Source organism: Flaviramulus basaltis, from assembly GCF_900114265.1.
GTDB lineage: Bacteria > Bacteroidota > Bacteroidia > Flavobacteriales > Flavobacteriaceae > Flaviramulus > Flaviramulus basaltis.
Genome location: NZ_FPKV01000002.1, coordinates 1,111,355 through 1,137,023 on the forward strand (window position 1 = coordinate 1,111,355; position 25,669 = coordinate 1,137,023).

Consider the following 25,669-nt stretch of genomic DNA (forward strand, 5'->3'; position numbering starts at 1 on the left):
CCTTTTTTTTGTTTTTTTTTACTTTTTTACTTGTTGGACTCAAATGTAAATAAGAATAATCTCTTTTAGTTTTTTCTGTTTTTTCTTTTACGTATAACATATCACTATTTAGTTTAAAATTGCTTTTGTAGCCAATTTTGCTTTTGGCGATGCAAATTTAGTTCTAAACTTCAATATGTCAGCTTAATTTTTCAAAAAAAATCAATCATATTCTTAATTTAACACTTAAATAATGTTTTATTAATAATTTTTAATACACTTAATCGATAATATCCAATTCTACCTTAAGATTATCAATTATAAACTCTTGTCTTGTTGGTGTGTTTTTACCCATATAAAATGACAATAAATCTTCAATAGACATGCCATCATCTAACATCACAGGATCTAATCGAATATCTTCACCAATAAAATATTTAAATTCATCTGGCGAAATTTCACCAAGTCCTTTAAATCGTGTTATCTCTGGTTTTGGTTTTAACTTTTCAATAGCATCTCGTCGCTCTTCATCAGAATAGCAATAAATAGTTTCTTTTTTATTTCTTACCCTAAATAATGGTGTTTGCAAAATATATAAATGCCCTTCTTTTATGACCTCAGGAAAAAACTGAAGAAAGAAAGTTATTAATAGTAACCTAATATGCATTCCATCTACATCGGCATCTGTTGCTATTACAACATTATTATATCGTAAATCTTCTAATGATTCTTCAATATTTAACGCTGCTTGTAGTAAGTTAAATTCTTCGTTTTCATAAACAATTTTTTTACTAAGCCCATAACAATTTAATGGTTTCCCTTTTAAACTAAATACCGCTTGTGTATTAACATCTCGTGATTTTGTAATACTTCCTGATGCTGAATCTCCCTCTGTAATAAAAAGTGTTGATTCTAGATTTCGTTCGTTTTTGGTATCTCCAAAATGCACACGACAATCGCGTAATTTTTTATTGTGAAGACTTGCTTTTTTGGCTCTGTCTTTTGCTAGTTTTCGAATGCCCGACAATTCTTTACGTTCTCGTTCTGCTTGTAGAATTTTACGTTGAATTTTTTCGGCTGCTTCTTGATTTTTATGTAAATAATTATCTAAATAAGTTTTTAAAAAATCGCTTATATAAGTTCTTACCGTTGGCAATTCGCCTCCCATATCTGTAGAACCTAGCTTTGTTTTTGTCTGGCTTTCAAAAACCGGCTCCATCACTTTTATTGCAATGGCACTAACTACAGATTTCCTAATATCTGATGCATCATAGTTTTTACCGTAAAACTCACGAATTGTTTTTACTAAGGCTTCTCTAAATGCATTTAAATGAGTTCCTCCTTGCGTGGTATTTTGTCCGTTTACAAACGAATGATACTCTTCACTATACTGTGTTTTACTGTGTGTTAACGCGATTTCAATATCGTCACCTCTTAAATGAATAATAGGATACAATCTATCTGATTCATTAATATTTTCACTTAATAAATCTTTTAATCCGTTTTCACTATAATATTTCTCTCCGTTAAAAACTATGGTTAAACCTGGGTTTAAATACACATAATTTTTAAGCATTTTAACGATATACTCGTTTCTATATTTATAGTTTTTGAAGATAATTTCATCTGGAACAAAAGAGACTTTGGTTCCTTTTCGGCGTGAGGTATCTTCTAATAAATCTTGATTAATTAGGTTACCTTGTTCAAATTCTGCGGAAGCACTTTTACTATCACGTGTAGATTCCACTCTAAAAAATGATGACAATGCATTAACCGCTTTTGTACCAACACCATTAAGACCTACAGATTTTTTAAAAGCTTTAGAGTCGTACTTTCCACCAGTATTCATTTTAGAAACAACATCAACTACTTTTCCTAAAGGAATACCTCGACCGTAATCTCTAACTGTAACTTTAGTGCCTTGAATGGAAATTTCAATAGTTTTTCCAGCACCCATGACATATTCATCAATAGAGTTATCCAAAACTTCTTTAAGCAAAATGTAAATACCATCATCTGGTGAAGAACCATCACCCAATTTACCAATATACATTCCTGGACGCATACGGATATGCTCTTTCCAGTCTAATGAACGTATATTATCTTCGGTATAATTAGTTTCTTCAGCCATATAACAAAAAGTATTGAAAGTACGCTAAAATACTATTTTAGACAAAAAATATATAACTGTCTTACTAATTAGTTATCAACAAGAAATTAAAAATCCAACTCAAAACTGAGTTGGATTTTTAATAAGTTATGTAAATATTCTATTTTACAATTTTATTACTTTTTTAACTGCCTGTCCTTTATCTGTTGAAATTCTAACAACATACATACCTGAAGCTAAATTAGAAATATCAATTTTATTACTTTCAATAGATTTTAAACTTAAAACTTTATTTCCATAAGAAGAATAGACCTCAATATTTGCAGTTTCATGTAATCCTCTAATATTAATAATATTAGTTACAGGATTTGGATATAGCTCTATAGAGTTTAAATTAAATTCATCAGCAGATAATGCATTACAATCTAAGGTGATTGTTTCTGAAACTAACGTACTACTTGTATGGCATACTGATAAGCTAGAATGCGACACTTCAAAACGAATCTGATCTCCATCTGCAATTGAAGCTGGCGTAAAGCTTAATTGACCTGATGCACTCGATTGAAAAGCATTATTTAAATACCATCTTAGAGAAGCTCCTGAAGCAATCGTTGGAGTTAATTCTGCATTAAAGGTAACAGAAGTTGCACAAGAAGAACCATCAGCAATAGTTACTGCAACTGTTGATGGCGCTGTAATTGTGATTAAATCTGTTTTTATAACGGTATCATTATCAACTCCATTTGAAGTTGTTAACGAAACTGAATATGTTCCTGCTGTTGTATAAGTAATTGCATGTGGACCTTTTGTATTAGCTGTTTGACCATCACCAAAATCCCATATCCAAGATGTAATATTACTAGATGATGAAGCCGCTGTAAAAGTAACTGCATTATCTTCGCAAGTTGATGTAACGTTAGATGAAAATTCTGCACTTAAACAAGCATTTGGATCAATATTTACAGCAGTCGGATTTTGTATCTGCATATAGGCAATTTGCGGTTCAATATCTGACCAAAGTTCTGTAGTATTATATTGCCAACCCCAAGCACCAGCATAGCCATTGTCGTACAACCAATCATAAGGAGAATCATCTGTAACTCCCAAAGCAGTGTTAGCTTCATTAGCATGAAACTCACCTATAACAAGTGGCTTATCTAAATTCCAAAAACTTGCAGGATGTGCAAATGGAGATATAGCTGTACTTTGCCAATCATAATAATGTACTTGGTAATAATCTAAAGTCCCATTAGGATAATTATTATTTCCAATAGCTAACAAATTGGCATCAGAATAGTAATTCGTATAACTTCCATTATCCGTATTAGCAATCATAGCCCATGCACCATTTGTAACTAAAGCATCTGGATCTACATTATGAATAGCATCTGCCAACATATTAACAGTTAACTGAACATCTGTTATTGAAATAAACTCTCCACCTTGATTTCCTGTCCAACCAAACTGAGATGTCATTCCTTCTGGTTCATTAAAAATTTCCCAACTTCCTAAGGCATTATGATCTTTAACAGCATTCACAAGAGGCGTTAATGCATTATCTATGTAAGATTGAATATTACTCTCCGATTCAAAAAAAGGCTTATTCCCTGTAAAATCATTTCCTGTCCATGCTTTACCAGAATAATCCTGTAACATATCAAAAGAAAACAAACTAATATTTAAATATATATCATTTGCTTCAGCAGTATCTAAAATCGATACAACCTGAGCAATTATTTGATCATTTGTAAGTGTTTCATGCAAACCTGTAACATATCCTGATGATTGAATTTCTGGTGTAAATGATCCATCTGTGTGAAACCACCAACGCACCGAATTACCTCCAGCAGCTTTAACATCGGAAAAAAAAGTATCAAAAAATGCTAAATTTGGGTTAGAATCAAAACCCACATCTCCACCAAACTGGTCCCATGCTAAATTAACACCACTTAAAAATAAATCTTGGCAATTCATTTCTACAGTGTTTTGTGAGTTTACTGTAAGCGTAAGTAGAAGACCTACAAAAAACATGTGTATTCTTTTTATCATATCTATTTTTTCTACTAAATTAATAGATAGATGTGTTATTCATACACTTAATAATAATAAAAAAACAGAATTTGATAGGTTTTGATAGTAAAATGATAAAATCATATCACTCTGATTTCATTTTAAATATCAAATAATATTAATACTGAAATATAATGAGTAATTAAATTTGAAACCTTTTTACAACAATTCTGCCTTTTGTTTTAATAGTGAATTTCTTTTTTTTAAAAGATTAGTCATATATTTTTTTAAAAATAACCAATTCGCAAATTCACCTAAAACTCCGTAAGGAGATTCAAAATAAAAAACGTCAATCATGACAGTTCTATTTTCGCTTTCAAGGAAATGATGCTCATGCCTAAATGATTTAAAAGCACCAAAAACCATTTCGTCTACAAAATAATTTGGAGCTTCAAACTCTGTGATTTTTGAAGTTAAGTGTTGAACAAACCCTAAATGTTTAGCTTCCCAACTAACCCACTCTCCAAGCTCTATTAATCCAGTCATTTTACCTGCTATTGCTTTTTCATTAGAATGTTTTAATGATTCTTGATGAAAATCAATATTTCTGGCTAAATCAAAACAAGTATTAAGATCTGAATTTATCTCTGTTTTGATTTCAATTGTAGGCATTATAAATAATTATAATTTGATTTATTTTTCTAAAATAGCTGAATCCAAACTTTAACATGGGCGATTTATCCTTTTTTATTAAAAATAAAAAGAGAATTAGCACTATTTAAAAAAACTCAAGCTACTTTATTGTATTCACAATAATGTATCAAGATTATAATTATTTCACAAAAGACTAATTAAAGCTTAGTTACACATTAAATAAGAAATGCATAACATCACCATCTTTCACAACATAATTTTTCCCTTCAACACGCATTTTACCGGCTTCTTTCACTTTAGCTTCACTACCTAATGTAGAAAAATCCTCGTAGCCAATTACCTCAGCACGAATAAAACCCTTTTCAAAATCGGTATGTATTACACCTGCTGCTTGTGGTGCAGTTGCTCCAATATCAATAGTCCAAGCACGAACTTCTTTAACTCCAGCTGTAAAGTAAGTTTGTTGATTTAATAGCTTATAAGCAGAACGAATTAATTTAGCCGCACCTGCCTCATCTAAACCTATATCTTGCAAGAACATTTGACGCTCTTCATAATCATCTAACTCATTAATGTCCGCCTCTGTACCAACAGCTAAAACTAAAACCTCTGCATTTTCATCCTTAACAGCCTCTTTAACTAGCTCAACGTAAGCATTACCAGAAACCGCAGCACCTTCATCTACATTACAAACATACATAACCGGTTTATCTGTAATAAACTGTGATGGCTTAACAAAATCATTATCATCATCTTCACTAAACTCTAAAGCTCTAACAGAGATTCCCGCTTCTAAACCAGCTTTAATTTTTAATAAAACAGCTTCTTCTTTTTGAGCATCTTTATTTCCCGTTTTTGCTGCACGTTTTACTTTATCTAATTTTTTATCTACAGTTTCAAGATCTTTAAGTTGTAATTCCATGTCGATAGTTTCCTTATCTCTAATAGGATTTACATTTCCATCAACATGTACAATATTATCGTTATCAAAACAACGTAATACATGTAGAATAGCATCAGTTTCTCTAATATTTGCTAAAAACTGATTTCCTAAACCTTCTCCTTTACTTGCACCTTTTACTAATCCAGCAATATCAACAATCTCAACTGTTGCTGGCTGTACACGCTCTGGACTCACTAATTCTTCTAATCTCTCTAAACGTGGATCTGGCACATTTACCACACCTATATTTGGTTCTATTGTACAAAAAGGAAAGTTTGCACTTTGCGCTTTAGCGTTTGATAAACAATTAAATAAAGTTGATTTCCCTACGTTTGGTAATCCTACTATGCCTGCTTTCATAATTTAATGTGATTTTTGCGAGTGCAAAGATAATAGTTTGCATCAAGAAACCTATTAGTTTTCATTTAACAAATCACTCTATAATTACTTCTCTAAAAAACTTTATATTTATAGGTGTTAACAAATATTCTATTATTTTTACGCATTGTTTCTTTTTTATGAAGAATTTACATGATTATAATTTATGGGCATCCCTTAAAAGTGGTGATTCAAAAGCGTTCTCCACTCTCTATAAGGTATACTATCCTCTTTTGCATAATTATGGCTTAAAAATTTCGAATTATAATACCCAATTAACTGAAGATTGTCTACAAGATTTTTTTCTATACATATACCAGCACAGAGAAAATTTAGCAAATTTAGATTCTATTAAGCCCTATCTATATGTTTCCTTTAGAAGAAGTTTATTTCGTGAATTAAAAATGGCTTCAAAAAAAGTTGATTATGATGATAAAGTAAATCATTTTATAGATATAAATTTTTCTGCTGAAGATGTTATGATTCAACAAGAAATTGATGCTTTTAAACAAACTAGTATAGTTAGCCTGTTAAATGAGTTGCCAAAAAGACAAAAAGAAGTTATTTACTTAAAATATTATAGTGATTTAACTACAGATGAAATAGCACAAGTTCTTGAAATAAATTATCAAAGTACATTAAATTTAATACATAAAGGCATTAAAAAATTACGACAAAATGCACTTTTAAATGAACTTTTAAAAAATATTATATAAAATATTAATAAATCTATAAAAAAGAAGGGTATAAATTATTTAAATCTTACTTATAGTAATTAAAGAATGTTGAATAAAATTACCGAAAGAGTAATTCTCTCATATGAAAAATAAAGTTTACACTAAAATCGAAGACTTATTAAACGATGAATCATTCGTTAACTGGGTTAATAAAAAACAGATGGCTGATGTTGAATTTTGGAATGATTGGCTTCTTCAAAATCCAGAAAAAAAACAACTGGCATATGATGCAAAAGATATAATTATTGGCGTTAAGTTTAATAAATCATTTATTAGTGAAGAAAAAACTCTAGATGCTTGGAATGCATTTGAAAAGGAGTTAAAAACTCTAAATATCAATAATAAAGCTCCTTTTTATAAAAAAGTAAAATACCAAAGTATTGCTGCCTTAATTTTACTTTTTATAACTATTTCTGCATTTTATTTTACAAATAAATCTACAACTGTGGTTCACAAAACTACTTATGGAGAAATATTAGATATTAAACTACCAGATGGAACTAAAGTTAAATTAAATTCTAACTCAGTCTTATCTTATAGTAATGATGCTATTAGAGAAATAAACTTAGAAGGTGAAGCCTTTTTTAATGTTGAAAAAAAACCAGCAACTAATGCTAAATTTTTAGTTACCACAAAAGATCTTAAAGTAGAGGTTTATGGAACTGCTTTCAATGTTAATAATAGAAATACAAGAACTCAAGTATTCTTAGAAGAAGGTCATGTTGAACTTAAATTAAATAATGGATTACAAAAGAAAATGGTTCCAGGCGATTTGGTTTCCTATTCTTACAAAACCAACAAAATTATTGAACAAAAAAGAGTAATGAGACCAGAATTACAAACTTCTTGGAAAAATGGTTCTTTAATTTTTGACCGTTCTACACTTGAGTCTGCTATGAATAAAATTGAAGAGACCTATGGAATTACCACAATATTTGAAGACAGTTTAAGTAAAAAAATATTAATTACTGGAGCCGTACCAACTCAAAATCTAGATATTTGTATCAAAACAATTGAAAAATCTGCACAAGTAACTATTGTAAATAAAAATAATAAGCTATACATTCACAAAAATTAGACTCTAATTTAGTTAAAATGTATTCTTTTAGACCCTTAAAAATAATCTTGTTTTTTATCTTGATTATAACTTATAGTCTGAAATTAAACGCTCAAAACACCTCAAGTCAACATACAAAGTTGACTTTGTTTTTATCTAAGCTAAGTAATCAATATCAGGTTTTTTTTACCTACGATGCCGATTTACTAAGTAATATTGATATAAATACAACCCAATTAAAAAGTACAGACCTACAAGTAATAGTTGACTATTTAAGAGATCAAACAAATTTACATTTTGATAATTTAGGCAATAATTACTATGTAATTTATAACGATAGTGAACAAGGAAAAGCCTCCTTAGAGACTGCAAAAAAAAGATTAAATCAAACTATTGCTACAATTTCAAATTCCAATACTAGCTCACAATTTATTTTAAAAGGGAAAGTGCTAGATGCTTTTAACAATCCCTTACCAGAAGCCAATATTATTGAAAATGGATCTATTAATGGAGCCACCACAAACATAAATGGAAATTTCACATTACCCGTAAGTTCTTTAAATAAACTATTTATTACTGTAAGCTATATTGGTTATGCAACAAAAATTATAGACACACAAAATAAAAATGATTTAACTATTATTTTAGACCCTGGAGAATCTTTAAACGAAATTCAAATAGTAGGTTCTAGAAACGCTAATAGATCTGCTCTGGATACAACTTCTGCTGTAGATATTATTGAATTAGAAGAAGCCACTAATAAAACAGGGCAAATAGAAATTAATCAAATTCTACAATTTGTTATACCTTCTTTTAACGCTACAAAACAATCTGGTGCAGATGGAGCAGACCACATAGTACCTGCAACATTAAGAGGTTTAGGCCCAGATCAAACTTTAATTTTAATTAACGGAAAAAGAAGGCATCAATCATCTTTAATCAATTTATATGGAACTCGTGGCAGAGGAAATTCTGGTACAGATTTAAATGCTATACCTGCATCAGCAATAAAAAAAATTGAAGTACTTCGAGATGGTGCTTCTGCCCAATATGGATCTGATGCCATAGCAGGAGTTATAAATATTGTTCTAAAAGATGAAATTGATACATTTAATGGAAGTGTAACCTATGGTTTTAATAATGCAAATACAAAAGAGGATTTTGCTCACCCAACATCTGGAATTGATGGGAATACTTTGAAAGTATCTGGTAATTATGGAATGAAAATTGCGAAAAGCGGTTTTTTAAATTTAACTACTGAATATTTATCAAAAGATAAAACCTTAAGACCTGGAGCCGATTTTAGAGAAAAATATGGCGAAGCAGGTTTAAATGAATATAGTCTTTTTTTAAACACCGAAATCCCTATAAATAAAAATTCAATTTTCTATACTTTTGGAGGCTATAGCTACAGAGAATCAGAATCTTACGCTTTCACTAGACCTGCAGATAGTCCAAGAAATGTAATAGATATTTATCCAAACGGATTTAACCCATTAATAACAGCAAAAATAAAAGATAATTCCATTTCATCTGGCTTTAAAACCAAGTTTAATGGCTGGAATATAGATATCAACAATACCTTTGGCCGCAATAATTTTCATTATTTTATTAAAGAAACACTCAATGCTACTTTACTTTCTAACTCACCAACAAGTTTTGATGCTGGAGGTCACATTTTAAACCAAAACACTACTAGTGCAGATTTTACTAAGTTTTATAAAGACATTTTTAATGGCATAAATATAGCTTTTGGAACAGAATACAGAATAGAAAATTATAAAATATTTGCTGGTGAACCTGGTTCTTATGCAGCATACGATGTTAATGGGAATATTGTAAATCAAAACACCCCTTCTAGTGATTTAGTTATGCTAAATGGTTTTGTTCGCGCAAGAGGCTCCCAAGGTTTCCCTGGGTATTCTCCAGAAAACCAAGTCGATCAAACAAGATCGAACCTAGCATTATATATAGATACAGAATTTGATTTCAACAGTAAATTCATGTTTGGTATAGCTGGGAGATACGAAAAGTATAGTGATTTTGGCAATACATTCAACTATAAACTATCATCAAGATATAAGGCTAGTAATAGCTTTAATATGCGAAGTTCTTTTAGCACAGGGTTTAGAGCACCTTCTTTAGCTCAAGTTTATTATAATTTAAAATTCACCAATTTTATTGGTAGCGAACCATCAGAATCACTATTAGAACAAAGTAACAGCCCTATTACCAGGGGTTTTGGCATAGGTGAATTGATTGAAGAAAAAGCTATTAATGGAAGTCTTGGATTTACAGCAAAAATCAACAATTTTAAAGCCACAGTAGATGGCTACTATGTACATATTAAAGATAGAATTATTTTAACAGGAAATTTTGATGCCAGCAATCTTAATGCCAATGTGAATGACGTTCAATTTTTCGCTAACGGAGTAAACACAAGTACATTAGGGCTAGATATTATATTAACATGGAGAAAAATAATTCAAAATAATTCATTTTTAGTCACTTTTGCTGGTAATATTAATAGCATGACTATAGATAAAATAAATAACAGATTATTAGACGAGGAAACCTTTTTTGGTAAACGCGATCAATATTTTTTAATAGCTTCAGCTCCAAAGAACAAATTCAACCTAAGTTTTAACTACTCAAATAAAAAATTTGACTCAAACCTATCCATTACTAGTTTTAGTAAAGTAACATTGATAGATTGGCAAATTTACGAACCAGTAGTTGCAGAAGATCCAGATTCAGAATATTTAAATGAAGCTGATAGGCTTAGGAAAGCCACAGATGTATACAACTCCAAATTAACTACAGATATAAACATTGGGTATGCTTTAACAAAAAAAATGTCACTTAGGTTTGGTATAAATAATTTATTTAATATTTATCCTACAGCACAGCAAAGTGATTGGACAGACAGCGGAGGCTATTGGGATTCTGTACAAATGGGAACAAATGGTTCTTTTTTCTTCACAAATATTTCGTATAAATTTTAATTTTTAAAATACTGATTATCAGCAATTTAAAATTCTTGTTACTATAAAGTTAAAAAATAGTTAAAATTAAGAGAGTATATTATAAAACCTAGCTCCTTATAATATAAACTAACTCATTTATTAACTTAATAAATACTTTATGAAAAACACAATTATTTTATTTTTATTAATTTTTAGTGTATCATTTACTTTTGCACAACAAGTCTCTGGAAAGGTTACCGACCAAAATGGTATAGCTATTCCTGGTGTAAATGTTATAGAAAAAGGCACTACAAATGGAACAACAACCGATTTTGATGGAAACTATTCCATTACAGTAAGTGAAAACGGAATACTAGTATTTAGTTATGTAGGTTATAGTACAAAAGAAGAATCTGTAAATGGACGCTCACAAATTAGCATTACATTATCAGATGGAGAAGCTCTAGACGAAGTAATTCTTGTTGGTTCACGTACAGCACCAAGAAGTAATGTAGACTCTGCTTTACCAGTTGATGTTGTTGGTATTAAAGAATTAACATCTACAGGTCAAGCTACTTTTGATAAAGCATTACAATATAGAATACCATCATTTAACACGGTTCAAACACCTGTAAACGATGCAACTTCTTTATTAGATCCTTATGAAATTAGAAATATGGGACCTAGTAGAACATTAATTTTAATTAATGGTAAACGTAAAAATTTAAGTGCTTTATTATACACACAAACCTCTCCAGGTCGTGGTGAAACAGGTGCTGATATTTCTGCGATTCCAACAGATGCCATTAAACGTGTTGAGATTTTACGTGATGGAGCATCTGCACAATATGGTTCTGATGCAATTGCGGGTGTAATGAATATTATACTTAAAGATTCTCCAAATGATGGGTCTGCTACCTTAAGAACAGGTCTTACTTCAGAAGGAGATGGAGAAATGTTTGGTTTTAGTGTAAATAATGGTAGTACTATTGGGGACGATAAAGGTTTTATTAATTATACTATAGACTTTTCTAAAGTAAATCAAGCAAACAGGCCAGGTAAAGTAGATGCAGATGGTGATGCTTTTGATTTTGGAGCAGACATTGCAGATGTACAAGAATTCTTATCACGCCGTCCAGATGCTGGAAACATAAATGGATCACCTGAAACAGCTGCTTCTAAATTTTTAGTGAACAGTGCTTTTGATTTGAGTGATAATACAGAAATGTACTTTAACGCTGCTTATGTATATAAAAAAGTAAACAGTTATGCTAACTATAGAACACCATATTGGAGAACTGTTGATGATTTTCCTTATTTAGCAGATTTTTTCCCTGGGAATAATCCTAATACAGCTGGTGGTTATGATGGTTATGTACCAACATTTGAAGGTTTATTAAATGACTATAATGGTACTATTGGTATTAAAACTAAAATTAACGACTGGAATGTTGATTTAAGTTATACAACTGGTGGAAACACTCAAACTTATAAAGTAAACAATTCACATAATAGAAACGTTGTTTATTCTCCATCAACTTGGGTTGATGCTAATAATAACGGTACTGTTGATGATGGTGAAATTACTGAAGGCTCTCAATTGTATAGAGAAAACAGTAAGCAATCTTTTGATCCAGGAGGCACAAAATTCACTCATAATGTTGGAAATATAGATATTTCTAGAATACTTTCAGATCAAATAAGTATTGGTTTTGGTGCAGAGTTTAGAAACGAGACTTTTGAAGTAATTGAAGGGGAATTAGCATCTTATGATGGTGGTGGAGCCGATTCTTTTTCTGGTAACAGTCCAGATAATTCAGGTAAATTTAACCGTTATAATATTGGTGGCTACTTCTCTGTAGATTATGATGTTAGCGAAGCCTTTTTATTAAGTGGAACAATAAGAACTGAAAATTATTCAGATTTTGGAAATACCTTTGTATATAAATTAAGTTCTCGTTTAAAATTAAGTGATAAGTTTACCGTTAGAGCCTCTGTTTCTTCAGGGTTTAGAGCGCCAACATTACACCAAATTTATACTCAAAAAGCACAATATAGCTTTATTCCTGGACAAGGTATTCAAGTTGGTGGTTTAGTTAATAACGTTTCTACTCAAGCAAAATTATTAGGTCTTCCAGAATTAGATGCAGAAACATCTAACAACTTCACTATTGGTTTAGGAGGTAAATTAACAAACACATTAAGTTTTACTGTAGATTATTATAACATTGCTGTGAAAGACAGAATTGTATTAGGATCTGAGGTTACGCCTCCTAATACTCCTGCTTTTGCTGGATTATCAGATTTAAGTTTCTTTGCAAATGCATTAGACACTAAAACATCTGGTTTAGATGTAGTTATTAGCCAAAAGAATATTTCACTTGGTGCTGGTAATTTAGATTTAAACTTATCAGGAAATTATACTATAACTAATGAAAGAGATGGAGATGTTAAAAATCCAGCCTTTGCAACTGCAAATGGTCAATCTATTGTTAATGCAACTCAAGAAGCTTTGTTTTTTACATCTAGACCAGAAACAAAATGGATTTTAGGTGCAAATTATGACATAAACAAATTTGGATTCTCTTTAAACAATACTTATTTTGGAAAAACTACTTTCAAACAACAAGGGATGAGTGATGATTTAAGAACAGAGTTTACTCCAAAAATTGTTACAGATTTAGGTATTAACTTTAATGCAACAGATAAATTTACTATTGCATTAAATATTAATAACTTGTTAAACGTATTACCTGAATGGAGCTTTAAAGCAGAAAATGCCGCTGGTCAAGCTTTAATAAATGATACGACATTAAATTCTTATGGTATTACTGCCATTCAAGAACAATCTAACTTGATTACTTTTAACCAACGTTATTCTCAAATGACTTACGATGGTTATCATTTTAGTCAATTAGGGACTATGTTTAACTTATCTTTAAACTATAAATTTTAATTAGTTTATTTACTTAATTATATTATTAAATGCTGCTCTATTTGAGCAGCATTTTTTTTATCTTTAAATTAATAAAAACAAACTTATGCAGAGTTTATATTCTAATGGTTTTGAAACCATATATGATGACATGTATCAAACTTTTATTAATTATAAAGAAGAGTTTCAGTTTTATTCTAACATAATCAACACGCACTCAAAACACTCTGTTTTAGAGATTGGCTGTGGCACTGGCCATTTAGCAAAATACTTTTTAGAGTCAAGCATACATTATAAGGGATTAGATTTAAGTAAAGACATGATATCCCTGTCAAAAAAGAGAAATCCACAAGGCTGGTTTCAACAAGGTGACATGACTAATTTTAAATTAAACACCAAAACAGCTTCTACTATTATTACAGCCAGAACAACAAGCTATTTATTAACCAATGAGGCCGTTCATAATGCCTTAAAAAGTATACATTATAACTTAGAAATGCATGGCATTCTGTGTTTTGATTTTATTGATGCTAATCGTTTTTTCCCTATTATTAAAAATGAGGAAATAATGATTCATGAAGCCACAATAAATAATAAACATTATTATAGAGAAAGCCTTATGAAACCTAATAAAAGAAAAGATAATTTCATGTTTCACTGGGATGCTGTATATTTTGAAAAACTTAACGATAAAGCTATAAAACTAACAGAAGACCAATCTGTTGTTAGAGCGTTTACAAAAAATGAATGGGAATTATTTTTACACTTAAATAATTTTGAACTTATAGAATTTATTGACCGAAAAAGTTATGCTTTTGATACTTATGTGGTAGTAGCAAAACGTATTTAATATAGTAAGATTTTTACTTTTTTTGTAACAATTTAGCATCTAAATCGTTTGTAAAGATGAAGACACAAGCTATGAAAAAAATTATTTTTACCCTCTTTACTTTTATTAGTTTCACAACACTCTTCGCGCAATCAATTACAGCTAAAATTATTGATAAAAACACTCGAAATCCAATTCCTTATGCTACTATTAAAACTGGTGATTATAGCGGGATTATTTCAAACGAAGAAGGCTATTTTACTTTAAATACAGAAAATGATGATTTAAAAACGGTTACTATTTCTTGTTTAGGTTATCAAAGTAAAACATTAAGCATTCAAAATATTAAAGATTTAAATTCTTTAATAAAACTAGAAGAAGCTGTCAACCAATTAAATGAAGTTTTTATAAGTAATAAAAAACCAAATGCCGATTCTATTATAGCAAAGGTTAAAGCTAGAATTGATGATAATTACGACACAAACCTTATCAAATACAACATCTTTCATAGAACGACAGATTATATCGATTTTAAAAGTTTAGATTTCGAAATTGAAAAAGCATCTCATGTAAAGAAAAAAAATCTTGATGATGCGAATTCAAGTTTAAGTGCTTTATCAAAAAAAATAAGAGAAAGCGACATAAAACATTTCACCGATTTTAAAGGTGAATTATACAGTCTAAATAAAGACAGCAGTAAACTTGTAGTCGCCAAAGCCACAAAACTAATTGATTACAAGAATGATTTCTCCGTAGAAGAAATTCAAAACAAAGCACAGAGTATTGTTTTAAAATACTTAGATACTACAAAAACCTATAAATTAAAAACGGGGCTTTTTAAAATTGAAGACTCACTATCTTTAAATGATGATGAATTTAAAGAAAAAAGACAAAAAAATCAGTTTGATATAAAGCATTTAAATAGTGAAACAAAAGGTTTATTGCGTAAATCACAATTTTATGAAAATTCGTTTTTAAGCAAACTTATAGATCCAGATTTGTATGAATACACCTTTGAAGATTTCATCTATAATAATGGTGAATTAAACTATATTATTACATTTTCTCCAAGTAAAGGCAAAGCAAAATACACTGGCAAATTATTTGTGTCTGATGATGATTTTGCGATTACACGAGTAGATTATACCTATTACAAAAATAGACATGGCGAAAAAATAAACTTAAAGCTTATTTTAGGAGTTAAATATATTGCTAATGTTAGTGAAGGTTTACTTTTATTTGAAAAAAACAACGGTAATAAATACCAACCCAAATATTTAAAACAAATTACTGGAAGCTATTTTTATGTAAATAGAGATTTAAAATTTATTGAAAACAGCAGCGACAAAAATAAAATTGGTTTTAGTTTTAAAATTGAAGGTGATAACCGCAATAAAGAAGAACTTCTATTTACTGAAAACAGCAAATTAACTTTGGAAGATTTTACTGCAATTAAACAAAGTGATGTTGTAACGTTTAAGGTTTTAAACAAGTTTGAAAAAACGACTTGGGAAAATGAAGAAACTTTAGAGCCTTCACAAGAAATGAAAGCTTTTAAAGTTGAAGAATAGGTTTTTATATTAAAATTGGCTTTTGTAAATATCTAAAATTATTTCTGTGGCATTTCTAGCAGATTCTCCTGTTATTAAAGGTTCAATATTAGTATGTATTGCATTTACAAAATCATTTAAAATAATCTCATGATTTGTAGTATCGCTTACTGTTGCTGTTGCTGCTCCAGTATGCGTGTTTTTAGTAGATTTTATTGTTGTTGGATTTTCCAATCCTTCAATATCCCAATGTGTAATAACATCGTTTTCTAAAATTAGATAGCCTTTACTAGTATAAATTTCCATTTTTGCAGGAAACCCAGGTTTTGTTGCGGTAGAAGCTGTAATAGTGGCAATCATTCCAGAATCATGTAAGCAAATAGCAGCTCCGTGGTCTTCCACTTCAATATCATGAACAAATGTGCCCAACTTACTTACTAATTTACTCGGTTTGCCAAAATACCAATAATACAAATCTATATAATGTGAGGCTTGTTGAATAAAAGGTCCGCCTCCATCAATTTTGTAAGTTCCTCGATAAGGTGAGGAATTGTAATAAGCATCATCTCGATAATTTTTTATGGATAAGTCTACCGAAAATATTTTCCCAAGTTTATTGTCATCAATTAATTTCTTGATAACAGGATTATCAGAACTATAGCGCCTTTGATAAGCTACCGCTAATTGCACCTTGTTTTCTTTACAAGTATTAATCATTTTATCAATAGATTCTAAAGAAACATCTATTGGTTTTTCACATAAAACATGCTTACCTAAACCTGCTGCTTCAATAGCACTAACATGATGCAATCCGTTTGGTGTACATATAATTACAGCATCAAAATTAGTGTTTACCTCAGAAATTGTTTTAAAAAAAGGGAAATGAATAAGCGCTTCAGGCTTTGTGGTTTTACTTGATACTATCCCAACAACTTCAGCATCATTAGTATTTTTAATAGCTAAAAGGTATGTGGTTGCAATATTTCCGCTTCCTACAATTATGAAATTAATAGCTTTACTCATCTTTAATTAGTTTTTGTAGTAGCTAAGTTAATTAAATTTAAAAATTGAAATACATCTCTTTTTAAACAAAAAAAATCTCAAGCTTTTGATTTGAAATTTTCTCTAAATCACTTTCCCTATTCTTAATTAATCATACCTCAAACTATTACTAAAGTGCAGAACTTGACAACAAAGCATGACGACCTTGATGATGCTTTAAAACATAGTGCATTCTGGCAATTTGATCTTTTGAAAACATATTCATCAACTCATCGTCAGACCAACTCATGTAATTATTAACCGCTACTAGTTCTCCCTCACATCCAACAAAAGCTATATTATATACCGGTTTATCTACAGCAGGTGTGTCATCGCAATAATCATTAAACTCACAATCATTACCTGCCCAAGGGTGTAACACCCCTAAATAATGCCCCATTTCGTGGGTTAAGGTTCTTCCAAATCGTGCATGACAAGCTATATCTGATTCTCCAAAATGTATCGAATTTATTAAAACACCATCTGCATCTCCATCTTGTGGTAATAATAAAAGTTGAGTTCCTGGTAAATTTGTTTCTGGCCCTGTTGATGACCCCAACACAAGGCATTCTGTTGATTCTGGTAAAGGTGTTGTCCAAATATTTATATAATTACTCGTATTCCAATAAGCGTATTGTGCATAATGGTTTTGATTGTATCCTAAATCGGTCACATTAACTATACTCTTGTTTATTCTATTTATGCCGTTTATTGGGTTTCCTTCTGGGTCTTGCTTAGCTAAAACAAACTCAATTTTAGAATCTCCACCATTAGGATTATTATTATAACCTCTTGTTCCTTCTTTTCTTCTAAAATCTTCGTTTAGTATTTCAATTTGTCTTTCAATACGTTCTACAGAAAGGTTTGTTCCTTCTCCCACTATTTCTCCATTATGTATAACATGAATGACAACTGGTATTTTATACACATTGTTAATTGGGCTTGGATTTATTTCTATTCCTTCTTTTTCACAAGAAGCTAACATAACCAAAATTGATAAACAAATAAAACTTTTAAATGTGAATAATATGTTGTTAATATTTAAGTTTAACTGAGTATTCATGCTTTTATTCTTTAATATATTATTGTTTTTTTAAATACACATTGCCTCCAAAAACTGCTGCAAACGTACCTTTATTATTGGAAACAAATAGAATATCACTTCCTTGTCCATTTTTAAATTCCACACGAATAGAATCATCCTTATAAGAAGGTGTCGCAATTGCTGTTGATATACCAATATTAGCTTTTAATGTGTTTTTGTAAGTTTCAATATGTAGTGTACCCACATATTTATTTTCGTAGTTGCCTGAATAGTTTTCAAAATCATGCATGAGCGTCCATTTTCGATTTGCTCTATCTAATCTATCATCAGCAAAATCCTGTTGAATAGATTTTATTTTATTTGCGACTTGATTAACCTTGTTTTGATATTCATTTTCATTTTTAATATTTTCTAATAACAAATCATATATAAAAGAAGCTATTAAATTAGAAACATTATCTCCGAAATGACTTTCATTTGTAAAAACAGCAATACCTATATTATCTTCTGGTAAAAAGGAAATATGTGAAAAATAGCCATCAAAACCTCCAAAATGATATAATGCATCATGAGAGCCAAATTTGGCCCTTGTCCAACCCAAACCATAACTATTATCATTAAAAATAGAGCCTTTATTTTTTGTAATTGATATACTAGACTGTGTTCTTAAAACAACATCTTTATTTAATAGTTGTTTACCATTTAGTTCTCCATTATTCATATTTATTAACAACCACTTTTGCGCATCTTCAATAGACATAATTATACCTCCGGCTGATTGAAATGTTTGGTCATCCTTTTGGGTTAACGCTAATTCTGGTAATCTTTTCTCGTTAATGGATGTGTATGGTTTCGCTATATTCCAATTGTTTTTTTCTGCCTTTGATAAATATGAAGAAGTATGAACCATTTGTAATGGATTGAATATTTTTTCTTGAAGTAAATCTTTCCAATTAAGTCCAAATTCTTCAGATAAAATTAAGCCAAAAACATTATAACCAAAATTGTCATATCGATACGATTTATTATTTTTAAGAGAACTTGTTTTCTCTTCTAAAACACGAATCATATCCATGGTTGTATATTCTCCAATGCTAGCATATCGCCATGTAAAAATCACATTATTAATACCACTTGTATGCGACAATAAGTTGGTAATAGTTACATTTTTAAAAACACTATTATCCTTGAAGTTTTTTATAGGTGTATATTCAGTAATAGGTTTATTTAAATCTAAAAGACCCTCTTGCTCTAATTGAGCGGCAAGTAAGCCTACGAAAGATTTTGTTAGAGAAGCTATGTAATAAGGTGAAGCTGTTGTGGCTTTAATTTTATTTTCACTATCTGTATAACCATAAGTTTTTATAAAATAAGGTTTATTATCTTTTACTACTGAAATAGCTATACTTGGAATTTCTTTGAACTCACTTAAAGTTTTTTCTATAAAAAAATCAATCGTTTCTTCTTTTGTATTTTGTGCATTTAGTGTTACTGAGAGAATTGTGACTAGCACAATAAAGAATTGTTTTGTTTTCATAATTGATGATTTTATTTTGACTAATAAATATTCTTAAAGACTTTTTTTAAATAGTAATATTTCAATTTCTAGTAAATGCTTATTGTAAAAAATATTCAATTAATTATTTTATTAAACCCCCTAAACTTTGTAATATATTTATCAAACAGAATGACATTTAAAAGTATTAGATACAATATAATTGTAGAAATAATTTAAGAAAAACGTCATGATAAAATTAATTAATGATTAGTTATTTCTTCTAAAATTCTATTACCCCATCCACCATAACTACCTAAACTTTCACTATAATTATTGAGTTCAACATTACTATAAGCACAGCCATCATAAATTTCAATTCCTAACTCAACCATTTCCCAAGAATCTTCTGCAAAATGCCAGTTAAATGAATGCATTCCATTTTTATTATATCCCAAACTTCCTTCATCAATTTTACCTAAAGGAAAAAATTTTCTAGATTCAAGAGGTAATTTTAATTGATCTAAGCATTGTTGGATAACAAATGGATTTGACGTTGCTGCCACAAATGATGTGTCTTGCCAATTTCCATAAGTATTTTCTGGGCAACTTTTAAATCGAAAGTAACGCTTAGTTGTCGGTAGTGTATTATCATCATCTTTATTGCAAGATGTTAAAAAAAGGGCTGTAATACCCATGATTATAAGTAAACTAAAAAATATCTTTTTCATATATGTTTTTTTTAGAAAATATTTAATTAATTATTTTGTGTGCTCTTAAACTTTGTAATTTATATAGAAAATAGAGTTGTATGTAAACAAGCTCTTTTCAATTTTATGATGATTCGGAATAATTTTATAGCTATTAAATACTATTTTTTCTTAGAATATAGTTAGGCTGCCAACTTCCTTCAATTCCTTCTACATCTTCAAATTTCCCCATAATCCCCCAACCATTTGAGCGCTCAATAACAATGCATCTTAGTATGTTTTTGCCTTGTTTTAGATTTAAGTTAAGGCTATTAGCTTCTCTATTAAGATGCCCCATGTATTGGGGTCCTTTGCTTCTAAAAGCGTTGTTTCCATTATACATTTCAACTCCGTTTAAATAAACTATTACTCTATCACTATAATCAAACAAAAATCGTTTGCTTTGTCTTATCTCAGAATTAACTTCAACTTGGGCCACCACAAAATCCTCAGAATTATTTTCAAATTTGCCAAACGACGTTTTCTTAACATACTTTGATATTGGTAATAATCCGGAAACTTCCGTTTTTCCATTGAAATATTTAAGATTTTTAAAATCATCATCCGTGAATGAATCATCAACATTGTAGAGTCTGGCTTCTGATATTTGCCATTGATTTATTATAGTAGAATCTCTTTCAACAACTTTATTATTTGAATCAATATTATTGGATGAATTAGTGACCTTAAAATTCGAAAAACGGTTATCAAACAAGGAAAAAAGTCCCACAGCTCCAAATACATTATCCGTTTTAAGTTGGGAAATAGTAAATACCTTTTTGTGATTAACAAAAACATCTGCACTTGTGTTTGAAACTACTACACGAAGATGATTCCAACCTAACTCATTAAACTCAATAAAAGCCTGATGTTCACTATACAATTGCCAATTACTTTCCCCATTAAATATGGGCGTATATTGTAAAGCATCGGGTTGTTTGCTTTTATGCATGCGAAGATAAACTTCTTCGAATGACCCATTTTGTTTGCGAAAACTAAGTTCCGCAAAGCTTCTCTTACTATTTGCAAGGATATCTACTTCAATAATTCCATTATTGAAATTACTTTTTTTTAATTCTGCTCTACCGTTAAGAACTAAGGTTTCTTTTCCATCAAATTGTTCGATTTTATAAATAGTTCCTTCAGAAAAAGCCCAATTATTATCATAAAATGACACATTCCCTTTTTGAAAATTTAAAATTGCAATGGACATTATAAAAGCCATTTTAAAAAATATTAATAACGTTCTCATAGGTTAACTTATTTGTTTAAAGTAGAATTAAAAGGATATTCCGCACTGATTAATTCAATAATATCTGATGCAACAGTTTTTGCTTTTACCCAATGTAAATTATGCCCTGGGGCTTTACTTTTCTCCCCTTTAGGCCCATACTTTTTATAATATACTGGAGTTCCATTTAAATCATTTGCTTTTTCACAAGCCTTAATAAGTCTTTCTTGGTCTTCTTTTAACGTAAGCTCATCACCTTCGCCCCAAATGATTAGAGTAGGTGTTCTTAATTTTTTCATTCTTTGAGAGTTATCAATCTCACTAAGAGTTTCTAAAGCACCAAACCAAGTTGCCAAGGGAATTTTAATTGTTTCAAAATAAATCGCTTCCAAAACAGAAGCTTTTAGATCGGCTTCTGTTACCCAATTTTTCTTTAAAAAATCAGTAACTGAACTCCCTAAATCTTCTGGAGTTAAGTTATAAGATTTACTTTTCCAATCGACTCCATATTGGGCAATAAGCTGTTTTTTCCAATTATTAATAAGCTCAGGTATCAGGAATTCTTGAATCGCACGATTCTTTTTGCCATTAACTAAAGCACCAATCATTGTTAGTGAAGAAATTCTGCTTGGATATTCCAAAGCTATTTCTTGAGCAATTACGCTGCCCATTGAATGACCTACCAAATCGACTTTTGTTAAATTTTTAAGTTTCATAAAATCTAATATATCATTGGTAAAATCTTTAATACCAAAGCCATTAGAATTACTTAAAGTGGGTATAGAACTATCTCCATGCCCTCTTAAATCTGGTGCTATAAACCTCAATTCTGGATTCAATTTTAAAAGTTCAGTTATCAACTGCTCAAAAGAGCGAGAAGTGTCTGTATAACCATGCAGAAAAAGTATTGTTCTACCATTCTTGTTTCCAGCCTCTAAATACTTCATCTGAATTCCAGTATTTAGATGGATATTTTTCGATTTTATCGAAAATGAATCCTTTTCTATTTGTGATGATATATGTATTTTACTTTGCTCAAATTTTCTCGTGGTGTTGGTTTCAATCCCTAAAATTAAATTCAACAAAATTTCAACTATATATATTACTAATTTTAATTGTATCATAATTAATTATTTTTTTGATGTAACGTCTCTAAATAATAGCATATCTATTATTCTATTTGATGCTCCTAGGTAATACCCAGTTTCGTATCTGTAATTTTTTGGGTTTTTGAACGTACCAAAAACCATATCTATAAATGGTAAATCGGTATAATTATATTTATGAACACCTTTAGCATGATGAATATTATGACTCTCTGGGCGTTGAATTATATACCCAATCCATCTTGGAGTTTTAATATTAGCGTGTTGAAAAATCCCTAAAAAAGTTAATAATAAAACAATAATGGTTATTGCTTGAGGACTTAATCCCATCAAAAGTGCGAAAGTGACTGAACCCACTAGTGATAAGCCGATCATATCATTAACACTAAACATAAAAGTACTTGGTACATCTATTCTTTCGGAACTATGATGCATTTGATGAGACACTCTAAATAAAAAGTTTGATTTATGCATGCTTATATGCCAACCATATTGCACGAGTTCAAACAAAAACACTCCAAGAATAACTTGTACTGTTAGATTTAGGTGACTTAAATCTATTAATTGATAGGATGAAAAAAAGTCATCCCATAATAAGGGAATGTAATTGGTAAGAAGCATATATGCTGCAAAAAATATTAGTCCTTTAAGTTTCCAATATTTAATTTTTGGTAACTCTCTTGCAGGAAAAAGTTGCTCCCATAAAAATAAACCCCCAAATATGGCATAAACTATTAATGATACTGGGTCTATTAATATATCTATGGGGTTTGGTAAATTGATAAGTATGTCTTTCATTTTAAAATATTTTTTGTTGATTTAACTTTTGTTTTAATTTACCTCTTCTGTTAAACCAAATTTGTTTAATGTAGGTTTGTGTTTTTTGTTTTTTGAATAATTCATAACTGTTTATTTTTTGATTTTGAATGAAGGTGCAAATCTAGATGCAGACGGAAAATTTTTAAAATAAAGCATGTATACAAAAAGTGGTCTACCTAAAAAATTTAGATAGACCACTTTTAATTTTTACTTAAAAAAAGGTAAACAACAAGTGAACAAAATCATTTAAATATCTGAAAATCAATATTTAATAAATTATTAATTTTTAAGAAAAATTAATTTAAAATTTAAGTTTTAATAGATGAAATTAATTTTCTAATTCTAAAAAATAACTTAAGAGTTCATCTTTTGCCTCAAGATTGAGCTTTTTTCTAAGTCTGTAACGTGCTGTTTTTACACTTTCGGCAGTAATTCCTAATATAGATGCAGATTCTTTTATATTTAAATTAAGACGTATTAGTGCACAAATTCTAAGATCGTTAGAACTTAAATCTGGATGTTTTTCTTTCAATTTTTCAATAAAACCAGTATGCACTTCTTCAAAATAACGTTTAAAATCTTCCCAATCTCTATCAATATTTATATGCTGTCTGATGATATGATTTAGATCCTTAATAATATGTTCTTGCTGTTTTGGAGAAGCTACTTTAAAAGATTCTATTTTTTCTTTAAGCTGTTGAAACAATTCACTCTTTTGAACAAAATTAAGCGTGTAAGATGTAAGCTCTTTGTTTCTATAATCTAATTTTTGTCTTAATTCTTGTTGTTTTAGTTTCGAATTTTCTAATTCGGTTTTATTGGATTCTTCTTTTGCAATTTGCAATTCTCTTCGTTGTGATGTTCGCTTTATTAAATTTAAATAATAAATTATAGCTACAACCACTAGGGTTAATAAACCTAATACTAAAGCCCATTTTATAATATTATTAGTATACTCCTTTTCAGCAAATAATTCAAGCTCTTTTTTATTACTTTCAATTTCATTGTTTAATTCTAAAGCAGCAATTCGCATCGTTTTTTCAGAGTTAAAAATACTATCCTTTAAAAAAATATATTTATCATAGTAATTTAAAGCTTCATCAGGTTTTCCTTCAAGACGCTTTAAATCTTTGAGTTCCTTATAAGCCTCAAGTTCATATCGTTTTAAATTCTTTTCCTTTGCTCTTTTTGCAGCTAAAACCAAATGTTCTTCCGCAGTATCAAACTCATTGTCAAGAATTAATAATTTCCCATATTGAATCAGATTGCTTGTCATACCATCAGCATCATTAACTGCTCTCCCATTGATTATAGCTTTTTGAATATGATAATACGCCTGCTCTTTTTCATCTAGTTTAATATATAAAACACCAAGCCTATTATGAGCCTCAGCAATACCATAGACGAAATTTTCATCAGTATGCATTTTTAAGGCATTTGTTAGGTATTCCTTTGCTTCTTCAAATTTATTTTGATCAATATAAATAGATCCAATTTTAGTAAATGTTGTAGCAATTCTAGACTTTAAATTTAAAGCCGTGAACTGGTTAATAACGTCTTCATACATGTTTAATGCCTTCTCTTCATCATTCAATGCAGCATAAACCATGGCTAGGTTTAAAGTACAATTAGCAATATTTTCTAAATCATTTAGCGCTTTATTTTGCTTTAAAGCATCATTTAAATGTTTAATAGCCTCTAAGTGATTTCCTCTTGTCCAATAAGCAACACCCAATACACGGTTTGCTTTTGCTTGACCTTTTTTGTAGTTAAGACTATCTGATAACTTTAAACCTCGTTTACCATATTTAAGAGACTCGTTTGAGTTAACTATCCAATATTGATATCCTATATCATTAACAATATCAACATAAAACTCAGATTTTGAAACCTGATTATCAAGTAATGTTTTAAGGCTGTCTATTTTATGTTGCGAAAAACACAACGTAGAGATAGATAGAATGTATATTACAAAAAAGGTTTTCATTATCTTATTAGCATATGATCAAAGAAGATTAATTCAAAGTTAATATTT

18 protein-coding genes are annotated in these 25,669 nt (G+C 29.7%); 6 read left to right on the forward strand and 12 right to left on the reverse strand.

The window, feature by feature from the left end; genetic code table 11:
• Positions 1–259 precede the first annotated feature (259 nt).
• From BT151_RS11485 to ychF, 4 genes are all read right to left on the reverse strand, one after another.
• Positions 260–2,110 carry a DNA topoisomerase IV subunit B gene (locus BT151_RS11485; protein WP_072402275.1) on the reverse strand — a complete coding sequence of 617 codons (1,851 nt, stop codon included), beginning with the start codon at positions 2,108–2,110 and terminating at the stop codon, positions 260–262.
• A gap of 144 nt (positions 2,111–2,254) precedes the next feature.
• Positions 2,255–4,138 carry a T9SS type A sorting domain-containing protein gene (locus tag BT151_RS11490; RefSeq protein WP_084647930.1) on the reverse strand — a complete coding sequence of 628 codons (1,884 nt, stop codon included), beginning with the start codon at positions 4,136–4,138 and terminating at the stop codon, positions 2,255–2,257.
• A gap of 180 nt (positions 4,139–4,318) precedes the next feature.
• The gene (locus BT151_RS11495) at positions 4,319–4,771 is read right to left on the reverse strand and encodes an SRPBCC family protein (protein WP_072402279.1); all 453 of its coding nucleotides are present in this window, start codon (positions 4,769–4,771) and stop codon (positions 4,319–4,321) included.
• Between the two features lie 190 nt (positions 4,772–4,961).
• Positions 4,962–6,056, reverse strand: a complete 1,095-nt coding sequence (gene ychF / locus BT151_RS11500; RefSeq protein WP_072402281.1) for a redox-regulated ATPase YchF — start codon at positions 6,054–6,056, stop codon at positions 4,962–4,964.
• A 158-nt stretch (positions 6,057–6,214) separates the two neighbouring features.
• Between ychF and BT151_RS11505 the strand changes: the two genes are divergently transcribed.
• The 6 genes from BT151_RS11505 to BT151_RS11530 all read left to right on the forward strand — a co-directional run bounded on the left by BT151_RS11505 (position 6,215) and on the right by BT151_RS11530 (position 16,169).
• On the forward strand, positions 6,215–6,790 hold the full coding sequence (locus BT151_RS11505) for an RNA polymerase sigma factor (protein WP_072402283.1): 576 nt from the start codon (positions 6,215–6,217) through the stop codon (positions 6,788–6,790).
• A 103-nt stretch (positions 6,791–6,893) separates the two neighbouring features.
• Positions 6,894–7,889 (forward strand): FecR family protein, encoded by a 996-nt coding sequence (locus tag BT151_RS11510; RefSeq protein WP_072402285.1) that lies wholly within the window; start codon positions 6,894–6,896, stop codon positions 7,887–7,889.
• A 119-nt stretch (positions 7,890–8,008) separates the two neighbouring features.
• A complete protein-coding gene (locus BT151_RS11515; RefSeq protein ID WP_245794805.1) occupies positions 8,009–10,873 on the forward strand; it encodes a TonB-dependent receptor in 2,865 nt (954 codons plus the stop codon).
• A gap of 139 nt (positions 10,874–11,012) precedes the next feature.
• Positions 11,013–13,790 (forward strand): TonB-dependent receptor, encoded by a 2,778-nt coding sequence (locus tag BT151_RS11520; protein ID WP_072402287.1) that lies wholly within the window; start codon positions 11,013–11,015, stop codon positions 13,788–13,790.
• 85 nt (positions 13,791–13,875) lie between these two features.
• Positions 13,876–14,619, forward strand: a complete 744-nt coding sequence (locus BT151_RS11525; RefSeq protein WP_072402289.1) for a class I SAM-dependent DNA methyltransferase — start codon at positions 13,876–13,878, stop codon at positions 14,617–14,619.
• 71 nt (positions 14,620–14,690) lie between these two features.
• Positions 14,691–16,169, forward strand: coding sequence for a carboxypeptidase-like regulatory domain-containing protein (locus BT151_RS11530; protein WP_171946629.1), 1,479 nt, complete (start codon positions 14,691–14,693; stop codon positions 16,167–16,169).
• Between the two features lie 9 nt (positions 16,170–16,178).
• On the opposite strand, the gene BT151_RS11535 is transcribed toward BT151_RS11530, so the two are convergent.
• From BT151_RS11535 to BT151_RS11570, 8 genes are all read right to left on the reverse strand, one after another.
• Entirely contained in the window at positions 16,179–17,171 is a 993-nt protein-coding gene (locus tag BT151_RS11535; protein ID WP_072402293.1) for a Gfo/Idh/MocA family protein, read from the reverse strand.
• Positions 17,172–17,319: 148 nt separating this feature from the next.
• Positions 17,320–18,252: a M43 family zinc metalloprotease gene (locus tag BT151_RS11540; protein ID WP_084647932.1), complete on the reverse strand. Its 933-nt coding sequence runs from the start codon at positions 18,250–18,252 to the stop codon at positions 17,320–17,322.
• 19 nt (positions 18,253–18,271) lie between these two features.
• The gene (locus BT151_RS11545) at positions 18,272–19,771 is read right to left on the reverse strand and encodes a serine hydrolase domain-containing protein (protein ID WP_072402297.1); all 1,500 of its coding nucleotides are present in this window, start codon (positions 19,769–19,771) and stop codon (positions 18,272–18,274) included.
• A gap of 221 nt (positions 19,772–19,992) precedes the next feature.
• Positions 19,993–20,460, reverse strand: coding sequence for a BP74-related protein (locus tag BT151_RS11550; RefSeq protein WP_143144288.1), 468 nt, complete (start codon positions 20,458–20,460; stop codon positions 19,993–19,995).
• A gap of 133 nt (positions 20,461–20,593) precedes the next feature.
• The gene (locus BT151_RS11555) at positions 20,594–21,691 is read right to left on the reverse strand and encodes a DUF1080 domain-containing protein (RefSeq protein WP_143144289.1); all 1,098 of its coding nucleotides are present in this window, start codon (positions 21,689–21,691) and stop codon (positions 20,594–20,596) included.
• A 47-nt stretch (positions 21,692–21,738) separates the two neighbouring features.
• Positions 21,739–22,833, reverse strand: coding sequence for an alpha/beta fold hydrolase (locus BT151_RS11560; RefSeq protein WP_072402303.1), 1,095 nt, complete (start codon positions 22,831–22,833; stop codon positions 21,739–21,741).
• 6 nt (positions 22,834–22,839) lie between these two features.
• Positions 22,840–23,613, reverse strand: a complete 774-nt coding sequence (locus BT151_RS11565) for a sterol desaturase family protein (RefSeq protein WP_072402305.1) — start codon at positions 23,611–23,613, stop codon at positions 22,840–22,842.
• 349 nt (positions 23,614–23,962) lie between these two features.
• Positions 23,963–25,621, reverse strand: coding sequence for a tetratricopeptide repeat protein (locus tag BT151_RS11570; RefSeq protein WP_084647933.1), 1,659 nt, complete (start codon positions 25,619–25,621; stop codon positions 23,963–23,965).
• Positions 25,622–25,669 lie beyond the last annotated feature (48 nt).